6 protein-coding genes are annotated in these 5991 nt (G+C 57.1%); 4 read left to right on the forward strand and 2 right to left on the reverse strand.

Annotation, left to right across the window (positions count from 1 at the left end; genetic code table 11):
- Both NW819_RS00700 and NW819_RS00705 read left to right on the forward strand, forming a co-directional pair.
- Nucleotides 1-216, forward strand: a 216-nt coding sequence (locus NW819_RS00700; protein WP_414412586.1) for a hypothetical protein, incomplete at its 5' end; no start/stop codon positions are given.
- Entirely contained in the window at nt 150-512 is a 363-nt protein-coding gene (locus NW819_RS00705) for a phytoene desaturase family protein (RefSeq protein ID WP_414412587.1), read from the forward strand. The genes NW819_RS00700 and NW819_RS00705, both read left to right, overlap by 67 nt.
- A 59-nt stretch (nt 513-571) precedes the next feature.
- Here NW819_RS00705 and NW819_RS00710 read toward each other — a convergent pair whose 3' ends face one another.
- Complete coding sequence (locus NW819_RS00710) at nt 572-2077, reverse strand: hypothetical protein (RefSeq protein WP_414412588.1); 1506 nt, start codon at nt 2075-2077, stop codon at nt 572-574.
- Between the two features lie 322 nt (nt 2078-2399).
- Between NW819_RS00710 and NW819_RS00715 the strand changes: the two genes are divergently transcribed.
- Together NW819_RS00715 and NW819_RS00720 are read left to right on the forward strand one after the other, a co-directional pair.
- A complete protein-coding gene (locus NW819_RS00715; protein WP_414412589.1) occupies nt 2400-3080 on the forward strand; it encodes a hypothetical protein in 681 nt (226 codons plus the stop codon).
- 366 nt (nt 3081-3446) lie between these two features.
- Nucleotides 3447-4250, forward strand: a complete 804-nt coding sequence (locus NW819_RS00720; protein WP_414412590.1) for a hypothetical protein — start codon at nt 3447-3449, stop codon at nt 4248-4250.
- A 232-nt stretch (nt 4251-4482) separates the two neighbouring features.
- Here NW819_RS00720 and NW819_RS00725 read toward each other — a convergent pair whose 3' ends face one another.
- On the reverse strand, nt 4483-5886 hold the full coding sequence (locus NW819_RS00725) for a phosphoglucomutase/phosphomannomutase family protein (protein ID WP_414412591.1): 1404 nt from the start codon (nt 5884-5886) through the stop codon (nt 4483-4485).
- Nucleotides 5887-5991: the final 105 nt, after the last annotated feature.

A 5991-nucleotide genomic window follows, 5' to 3' on the forward strand; every position in this document is an offset into this window, starting at 1 on the left:
CCCTCGGTGGCCTATCTGGAGCGGGCTTGGGATGATTGCAAATACGGGATCCCTTCCCGGGATCCGTTTATCGAGATCTACAGCCAATCCCCCACCGACCCGACAATGGCCCCCCAGGCAAGCACATCCTCTCCTGCTTCTGCCAGTTTGTGCCTTACCAACCCAAAGGGCGAGACTGGAACGATGGCCTACGGGAGGAATTTGCCGATCGAGTGATCGACAAAATTGCCCAATTTGCCCCCAACATTAAAAACGCCGTGATCGCACGGCAGATGTTGTCGCCTGTGGATCTGGAGGCCCGCTTTGGCCTTGTGGGGGGCAGCATTTTTCACGGGGAAATGACGCCGGATCAAAGCTACAACCTGCGGCCCATCTCCGGCCTGGCCGACTATCGCTCCCCCATACCCGGCCTTTACCTCTGCGGTTCAGGGGCGCACCCAGGAGGCGGAGTGACCGGGATCCCTGGCCACAACTGCGCACAGGTGGTGCTCAGCGATCTACCCAAGCTCTGACCGACGAAAAGGCCAAGCCAGAGCGGATCCCTGCTCTGGGATCAAATGGGTTGCCTGGGTTACAGCCGCACCTGCGTGCCCTCAAAGAATCCACGAATAATGAGAATAACTCCCCCTGCATCAGGAGTACCCGTATTTCCGTCGCCAGTTGGTAAGTTCGGGCCTATAACTTGGTTGTCAGTGGGGAACTCTTGCTCAATAAAGAATTGCCCAGAGATATTCGAGCCAGAGGTGGTTGGATCGAAAACCAAATTCAAGTTGCCTCGCAGCAGAGAACCGCCAATATCTGCCCTATTAAACGGCCCGGCCAGTTGTGCCCCAGCTAAGGTGCGGAAGACAAAATCTCCCGTGGTGGGGACAATGCCCTGAAGGATAACAGGACTGAGATTAGTTCCCTCCACAGGGGATCCAGGCAACGTACCTGTGGAGCGCTCGGTGCGCAAGGAGAAGAAGTAGTCAAACGCGGTAGGGGCACCGGGACGCTCAGGGACGGGCAACTGCGGGATCGGGGTGGGGAAAGGTCGCGGTGGAGGGCTGACCTGCACAAAGTTGAGAACTGTGCTGACGTTGGCCGGATCAAACTCCGCTTGAACACGACCGTTCAACAGGCGGCGGATGCGAACCAACTGATTGGGCAAGATGTTCGGTCGAGTCGGATCCGGAGCAAACAGTACCGACTGCGTACCCACCTGGGCAGGACGATAGACAATCTCCGCCTGGTTGGGCCGGAAGTTCAGGCGGGCAAAGAGAGCCAAGGCATCCTCAGGAGTGCCATCGCCCGCAACCCCCCGCTGCCGCACCACAAAGCTCGCGGAGAAATTGCCCGTTTGGAGAATAGCGACTACAGGACCTTGAGGTGGAGGAGGGTTGACAAAGCTTCCTGCTGGTGGGTTGCCGTTGGGGCCAGGATCTTCATAGAGTACCCCTGTGGTAGGGACAATGAGAGAAGAATCTCCCTCGAGAACGACCTGATTGCCATTCCTGTTCACCAAAATGCGGCGCACGGTGAGCGTTAAAAGCGTTAAAACAGTGCCGTCATCTCGGATAGCCCTGAAGGTGGTATTCACCCGAATGCGCTGGTCGTTGGGGAGGGTTGAAACTGCAACCAGCCCGGCGATATTGAATTGCGTAGATAGCCTGCCGTCGTTGGGTCCAAAGGCAGTGATATTCACCAGCGGTGTGGTTCGCCCAATTTGGATGGCCAGGGTGCTGGAGCGAAGGGTGGAGTCAATCGTCAAGTCACTGGCTGGGATCTCGTTCACAGGCAACTCGTTCACAGGCAAGATGCGGGCTTCAACATTGGCGATGCGAGCTTCACCGCTGCCTTGGAGGGGGTTGGTGCGCACAGGGATCCCGTTGTCAAACCTCGGATTGACATAGTCCAAGCGGAGGCTGGTGGTCTCCAGCACTGAGCCGGGGGTAAAGCGATACTCTTGGGCCGAGACAAAGGCAGCCGGATCTACCTGGACGGGCCCAGGCAAGGTCGGAGACTCATTAACTTCTCCGCAGCCGCCTAGCAGCAAGACTCCACACAAAACCGCCAACGAGCGACCTTTGAAGTTCATACGGCACTTCCTCACACACCTTAAATCTGGGCAAATCCACACACAAAATGGGGAGAAGGCACCCAACTCCTAACGCTACAGGTAGGCTCACCACCCCTGCTCGAAGCCATGATACACCACAGATAGAGGATGGGCCATTTCCAGAACAATTTCTTGCATTTGCTCTGCCGCTCGCTTGACAACGCTCTAGGATGCAGTAGAACTAACAGCAGGCATCCCCCTTGAAATTGTGCAGATGCATAAGACTTGAGCAAGCTCGGTGGATCCCCGCTGGACGCTGCCTAAGACGTTTGCTGTGGTGTGAGTGAGTGGAGATTTTTCGATGAGACGACGTTTTGGCTCAGCCCTTGGCCGTGGCGGCCTCTCTCTTTGGGCAACCTGTGCTTCGGTTGCGCTAATTACCGGCTGCAGTAGCGAGACCACCAGCGGGGTGCCGCCTCTACTGGCTTCTAGCGGTGCCACGCCTCCTCCTGTGGCCGTTGCCCCCACGATTGCCCCCAATCTCACGCCTATCACCTTTCGCCCAGGGCCGGACTTTGCCCCCATCACCCCGCCGCCCATCCAGCCCGACCTACCGGATCCGCCTAGCTTGCGGCCAGCTCCAAATGGAGAGTTCAATCTTTTGCTGTCCGCCCCGCCAAACCCTGCTGTGATTCCCCCAGTGGGATCCGCCTTTGTAACTATCACCTTGCGCGGCTTACTTGCTCCAGGAGTGATCAGGAGCGTAGAGGTTCAGTTTTTTAACATCAGTCGCGGCACAGATATTACCGGTATCTTTTTGCCGACGGCAATTGAGCAGTTTAGAAATACGCTGATAGGCAGAGGCAATAGCTACGACGACCGAATCAACGGGATCACGCTTACCAACGGCTTCACCTTCCCGGCGGATCTAGCCGCCTACAACACCAACGTTGCTGCGGGAGAAAGGGTTTTGGTGATCGTGGTCATTCGAGATTCATTTGGTCAAGCTCTGAGGCTGGAAGCGCGCGCCCAAGCCACCTAAGCTGGAGCTGAGTAAGGCTGTTTGGGTTTGTGCCACGAGAGAGTTGAATGGCAGGAGGATGAGGGAATGAAAACGGGAAAAGTAGCTGGGGTTTTGGCTTGCTTGTGCTTGGGCTTGCTAACAGCTTGTCAACAAACTAAAGAGGGGAATCCAATCAGCTCGCTGCCAGGGCCAATCATCCCTGTGCAAAACCCGAATACAGAACCCGGAGGAACGGGGGTAGGGCTGCCATCCACTCCTCCGATTGGATCTGTTCCCCCAGGTCAACCCAGCCCTCTTGTGCCCCCTCCTGTGTCGGCGCCGACGATCCCGCCCCTGCCCAGCCCCAACCCTTCTCCCAGCATCGTTGGCCTGCCTCCGGCCCCCTTGGCTGCTCCAACCTTTACCAAGAGCTTTAGTCCCAGCACAACTTCGGTAGGTGTTCCTGTTACTTTGAGTTTTTCGATCACCAACAACTCCGGCATCCAACTGACCGGCCTCAGCTTTGCGGAAATTCTGCCGGCAGGGCTATCCGTTGCTGCCGCTCCTGGCCTCAACAATACCTGTGGGGGAACTGAAAGCGCCCCTCCAAATGGAAGCTTTATTTCTCTGACCGGCGGCCAGCTCAGTCCCAACTCAAGCTGCCTGATAAGCGTTCAGGTGGTTGCCGCAAACGTGGGTACCTACACGAACCCTGCCACAACGCTTACCAGCAACCAGGCCCCTGCCGCTCTAAGCGCACCCGTCAGCCTAACTGTGAACCCAGTTCTTCCTCCAACCTTTACCAAGGAGTTTAGCCCTAACCAAGCAACACCGGGTGGCAGTGTGGCTGTCATCTTTACGATCACCAACAACGCTGCTGTACCTCTATCAGGGCTCAGCTTCATAGATTCTTTGCCGGGCGGGCTGCGAATTACCCTACAAAATGCTGTTACCTTGAACACTTGTGGCGGCACACTCACGGCTCCCCCCAGCACTTTGATTGATCCAGGTCCACCACCGGTCACGTTCAATTCGACCACGATTGCCCTTCAAGGTGGAACTCTGGCTCCAAATTCCTCCTGCGTGGTTTCTGTATCGGTCGAACAAATTACCCCCATGACTATGACCTACATCAATCCACCTGTTACTCTCTTTAGCAGTGGGGCGCCACCAGTTCCATCCAATCAAGCACCTGTGACTTTCATGTGACTTTCAACTGAGCCCCCTGCAAAATCCTGGCTATTGATTGGCCGATGTCTGAACAGGGTAGTCGAACTTTTCCGGGGAATTCAAAATCTGTGGGATCTTGTGCTAGCTGAAGGATTCCGGCTGAATTTTGAGTCAAGCGATCCAGCTTTGCCAAAGAAGCCGTACTTTGTCCGACTTTGCAAGATTTTGTGAACAAGTGGGATCCTTGCCCTGCAAGGGATCCGCATCAACCTCAATCAACCTGGCCGATCAAGGCGGCTGCCCAATCCAGGAGGGCGTTCACTGCTTCTAGGTCTTTCGCTTCTGAGTACAACCTCAGCAGAGGCTCGGTGCCGCTGCCGCGAATCATCACCCAGCTTCCATCGGCGAGGGTGAATTTGTGGCCATCTTTGTCGAAATGTTTGATCACCTTCTGCCCCAAAATCTCAGCCGGGGGATCCATTTGCAGCCGCTGGAAGAGCTGGGTTTGTTGATTTTGATCGGCGAGGTGGAGATCGCGGCGCAGGTAAACAGAGGTGAACCCTTCCCGTTCCTGCAAAGCCCGGTAGATGGAGCTGAGATCTTGGCCGGTTTCCGTAACCGCTTCGATGAGATACAGGGCCGAAAGCAGAGCATCCCGCTCGGGAATGTGGCCCAAGTAGCCGATGCCGCCCGATTCCTCTCCACCCAAGAGCACCTCTGTGCTCATCATGCGCTCGGCGATGTACTTAAAGCCCACCGGCATTTCCGTAACCGGCAGGCCATAGTGCTGTGCAACTTTAACAAACAGTTCGGAGCCGCTGATGGTTTTGACAATCTCGCCCCGCAAGCCGCGTCGCCCGGCCAGGTGGTCGATCAAGATGGGGATCAGGATCTGCGGGCTGAGGAAATGGCCTTGCCCATCGAGAGCCGCAATGCGGTCGGCATCCCCATCAAAGACCAAACCCATTTTCAAGGGGGCGGGATCCGCCGCGATGATCTGAGCAGAAGCCTGCAGGTTTTGGGGCAAGGGCTCGGGGGGAAATCCCCCAAACAAGGGATCCCGATGCGCCTGCAATTCAATGACCTTCTCCCCCAAGAGGCGCTTGAGGCCGCCAGCGCCAGAGCCAAACATGACATCCACCCAAATCTTGGCCGGGGATCCCTTGAGCTTTTCCAGATCCACAAAGCGGCTGAGCTGAGCCAGGTAGCGGGGCCAGGGATCCCAGGTGTGGATGGGGGCCTTGTGGGATCCAAGAGGCTGGAGGCTTTGCAGCTCCTGCTCGATGGCGGCGGTAACTTCCGGCGGCACGGAGCCACCAAATCCTCCCTTGACCTTGAGGCCGGAATAGTGGGGGGGGTTGTGGCTGGCGGTGATCACCAAAGCGCCGTGGCAGCCCCGCTCCTTGGCACCCCAGCTAAAGGCCGGCGTTGGGGCCACACAGGTGGAGAGGTAAACTGGGATCCCCAGGCGGGCCACCACCTCAGCAGTGTGGGCGGCAAAGCGTTCCGAAAGAAAGCGGTTGTCGTAGCCGACCAGGATCCCTTCGCCGGGGTAGGTGCGGGCCAACACTTGGGCGCTGGCCTGGGCGGCAAGGGCCAAGTTTTGGAAAGTAAAGCCCTCGGCAATCACGGCTCGCCAGCCGTCGGTGCCAAAGCGGATGGGAGTGTCGACCATGGGGGGGTTGAGGTGGATGCTGCCGCTTCAAGTCATAGCACGAGGTAGGCGTTTCGGTGTTCGGTCTGCTCTCAACTTCTATCGAGATGGGATCCCTCTCGCGGG

Source organism: Synechococcus sp. R8-2, assembly GCF_047461715.1.
Classification (GTDB): domain Bacteria; phylum Cyanobacteriota; class Cyanobacteriia; order Thermostichales; family Thermostichaceae; genus Thermostichus.

Bases quoted from the DNA above. Each gene is read 5' to 3' on its own strand.
- NW819_RS00710 (WP_414412588.1), bottom strand. From the start codon at position 2,077: ATGAACTTCAAAGGTCGCTCGTTGGCGGTTTTGTGTGGAGTCTTGCTG.
- NW819_RS00715 (WP_414412589.1), top strand. From the start codon at position 2,400: ATGAGACGACGTTTTGGCTCAGCCCTTGGCCGTGGCGGCCTCTCTCTT.
- NW819_RS00725 (WP_414412591.1), bottom strand. From the start codon at position 5,886: ATGGTCGACACTCCCATCCGCTTTGGCACCGACGGCTGGCGAGCCGTG.